Raw genomic sequence first — 3,302 nt, forward strand, 5'->3', positions numbered from 1 at the left:
TGGCTCCCTGCAGTCCCGTGAAGGTGATCATCGCGGCCACGACCGCGGCCACCACGGCGCCGATGCCGACCTTGCGCCTTGACTTGGTCATTCGTCTTGTCCCTTCGTCCCCAGTGGTTCCTGGAGCAATGACGCTGTCACGCCACACGGGAGAATTCCTCGAACGGCAATCGACTGGGCATCGAACCGCTTGCCGGAACGCCGCGCACAGGTGGTCCGTCACCAACGTCGCGCCGTAGGGGTGCGATACCCCGCGCCCTCCATCGGCCGGAGTCGTCACGGAGCGTGGTCGGAACCGACAGTCACGCTCAGTGTCCTGTGCCAGCAATCGCTGATCAGTGACAGGGACGTGTGAGGGGCGCGGGCCATGGGGGCACTCATCGGCTGTGGAGCCGGAGGGGCAGGGCAGGGCAGCCGCCCCCGCTCGCCAGGGCGCTATGCCCGCATTGCGCGGTTACTCTGGGAATGTGATCGAGTCTGGACGGCCGTGGCTCCGCCGGCGCTACGGCCGCGGGAGGCTTGTGCGGCTGTCGCCGGTCATTCTGACCGTCGTGATCGCCAGCCTGGCCTACACCACTCCGCCGGAAATGGCCTTCAGCCGTCTCCTGCCCGCAGCGCCGGCCCTGGCGGCCGCCATGTGGCCGGTCCTCCCCACCGTCCTGCTCGGTACGGTCTGCCTCCTTCTGATGATCGGCCTCAGCCTCGTCTTCCCCGACCTGGGGACGTGGTGGACAGCCGCGGGAATCATCGCGGTCACCGTGGCCGCCGCGTACGGAAGCCATGTCCGGCTCCAGCGGGAGCGCACCCTCTTCCAGGTACGGCTCGTCGCCGACGCGGCGCAACAGGTGGTGCTGAGCCCCATCCCACACCGCTTCGGGAACGTCGAGATCGAGTCCCTGTACCTCGCGGCCGCGGCGGAGGCCCGCATCGGCGGAGACTTCTACGAGGTGGTCGACACGCCGTTCGGGGTCAGGCTGCTCATCGGTGACGTGCGGGGCAAGGGCCTGCCGGCGGTGGGGGCGGCCGCGGCGATCGTCAACGCCTTCCGGGAGGCGGCGTACGGGGAGATCGACATGGTCAACGTCGCACGCAGGCTGGATGCCAGCAGCACCCGTTACAACGCCGCCTTTCCCCCCGAGGGGCCGATGGAGCGCTTCGCCACGGCCCTGCTCGTCGAGATCCCGCACGAGGGCAGACGTATCGACGTCCTCAACTGCGGACACCCCCCGCCACTGCTCCTGAGCCGCAGAAAACTCCGCGTCCTCGAGTCCGCCGACCCCTCGCCCCTGCTCAGCCTCGCGGAGCTCATCGGCGATCACTACAACGTCGACACGTACGACTTCGCCCCCGGCGACCTGCTGCTCCTCTATACCGACGGGATCGCCGAGGCCCGCGCCCGCGACGGCGAGTTCTTCCCGCTGACCACGTGGATGCGTCGACAGCCCCCGACACCGCCCCGCGAACTGCTCACGGCTCTTCACCGCGACCTCGTCCGCTACACCAGAGGACGCCTTGACGACGACATCGCCGCCCTCGCCGTACGCCTGTGTGAGCCCTGAGGCACGGAGTCCCAGTGGCCTCAGCCGCCGCTTCCGACACCGCGGTCGGGTGCGCTCATGTCCCCCGTCGCGGGAACGCCGTCGGCGAGCCCGTAGCGCAGGTACACGGTGCCCTTCGGGCTGGCCACCGGGGGTGCGAGGAGCGTGACGTTGGTGGGCACCGCGCCATCGTCGAACACCTTCTTCCCGACGCCGAGCACGATCGGGTGCAGCCAGAGGTCGAGACGGTCGAAGAGCTTCTCCCGCAGGAGGGTCTGCACGAAGTTCAGACCCCCGACGACCTTCACGTGCTCGTGCCGGTCACGGATCTCACGCACCGCGTCGGCGAGGTCCGGGCCGAGCTGCGTGGACCCGGCCCACGAGAGGTCGGGCCTGCCGCGAGAGGCCACGTACTTCGGGACGCTGTTGAAGAGCGTGGCGATCTCGCTGTCCTCGCCGCCCTTCTGGTGAGGCCAGTAGGCGGCGAAGATGTCGTACGTCCGCCGGCCGAGCAGCAGGGCGTCCGTGCCCTCGTACGCGGCACCGACCTGGGCCCCGGCGACCTCGTCCAGCAGGGGCGCCTGCCAGCCGCCGAACGGGAACCCCGCCGGGTCCTCGTCGGGGCCGCCGGGAGCCTGCCCGACGAGGTCGAGGGTCGCGAACATCTCGATGTGGATGAGGCCCATGGCTTGCTCCCGATGAGTCGGTTGCCTCCGTCAAGAGATAGACCTGCGGGTGCCCGCGAACTCATCGCCGCGCCGGTGAGCGGTGAGCGGCCTGGCCATGCGATCCACGGGCGCCAGACAGAGACGCGCGATGCGGTAGGGCCGGCGGCTGGGCCGGCCTCGGACGATCAAGCGGCGCGGCAGAGTACCGCCGGGTCGGCAGTCGCCACGGTGCGGGACATGGTCGCGCCAATCGGGCGGGCGGTGGGGACGGGGGCCACGTCCTGCGCGTGCTTGCGCGCGAAGACGACGAGGCGCAGTACCGCGAACCGGGCGACGCCCGCGAGGGCTGAAGCAGCCAGGTAGACGAACTGCTCGAGCAGCGCACTGGGCGCCGCCACCAGCTGCTGCAGGACGAGCATGGCTACGCAGGTCACGGCGTACGCGGCTGCTGCGGACCCGGCCGACTGCGTGTGCTGGCGCCATGTCGCACGCCCGCCGGCGCCGAAGGTGAAGCGGGCGTGCAGCTCGGTGGCGAGGAGCGTGGACGCCACAGTGACCAGGGCGTTCGCCAACGCCCAGGGCAACCAGGGGTCGAGAGCCACCACGGCGAAGCTGGAGGCCAGCCCCACTCCCCCGCCGCACAGCACGAAGCGGGCGAAGGCGGTGATGGCACCAGGTGCGGCCTGCTGCCGGCTCTGAGCTGCTGTACCCATGACCCCACCCCTTTGATCACTCACACGTGAATCGCGCACCGTCGACCCGTGAGGCTTCCGATCCGGAATTTCTTATGACAGAAACGCTACGTTGCATTCACATATCCAGCAACACACCCGTTGCGTGAAAACATCATAGATGCAGGTAGAAAGGGTGAGATCGTTGCATTGGATTGAGATGTAACGCAACGACCAAGCCGAGATCGTTGCATTGAATGAAGGTGAAGGCTACGCTCGGACGCTGCGCCGTCCAGGTCACGTCGCCGCGTGGCCAGACCGCGCGGCGTGCGGGGCCAGGGGTCAGCCGGCTGCGACGCCGTTGTCGGGGCGCCGGGAGGCGAGCCGCCGTCGGCGGCGCACCAGCAGGGCGGCGGCGGCACCGC

Annotated in this window: 3 protein-coding genes; 1 reads left to right on the forward strand and 2 read right to left on the reverse strand. The window is 69.4% G+C overall.

Features of this window, described 5'->3' with window-relative positions; translation table 11 throughout:
• Positions 1 to 467: 467 nt before the first annotated feature.
• Positions 468 to 1,559 (forward strand): PP2C family protein-serine/threonine phosphatase, encoded by a 1,092-nt coding sequence (locus ACFV0Q_RS40025; protein ID WP_385012837.1) that lies wholly within the window; start codon positions 468 to 470, stop codon positions 1,557 to 1,559.
• A gap of 20 nt (positions 1,560 to 1,579) precedes the next feature.
• On the opposite strand, the gene ACFV0Q_RS40030 is transcribed toward ACFV0Q_RS40025, so the two are convergent.
• Complete coding sequence (locus ACFV0Q_RS40030; protein ID WP_385012839.1) at positions 1,580 to 2,224, reverse strand: dihydrofolate reductase family protein; 645 nt, start codon at positions 2,222 to 2,224, stop codon at positions 1,580 to 1,582.
• A 167-nt stretch (positions 2,225 to 2,391) separates the two neighbouring features.
• Positions 2,392 to 2,919 carry a hypothetical protein gene (locus ACFV0Q_RS40035; protein WP_385012840.1) on the reverse strand — a complete coding sequence of 176 codons (528 nt, stop codon included), beginning with the start codon at positions 2,917 to 2,919 and terminating at the stop codon, positions 2,392 to 2,394.
• Positions 2,920 to 3,302: the final 383 nt, after the last annotated feature.

Source organism: Streptomyces sp. NPDC059564, assembly GCF_042735575.1.
Classification (GTDB): Bacteria; Actinomycetota; Actinomycetes; order Streptomycetales; family Streptomycetaceae; genus Streptomyces.

Bases quoted from the DNA above. Each gene is read 5' to 3' on its own strand.
- ACFV0Q_RS40030 (WP_385012839.1), bottom strand. From the start codon at position 2,224: ATGGGCCTCATCCACATCGAGATGTTCGCGACCCTCGACCTCGTCGGG.
- ACFV0Q_RS40035 (WP_385012840.1), bottom strand. From the start codon at position 2,919: ATGGGTACAGCAGCTCAGAGCCGGCAGCAGGCCGCACCTGGTGCCATC.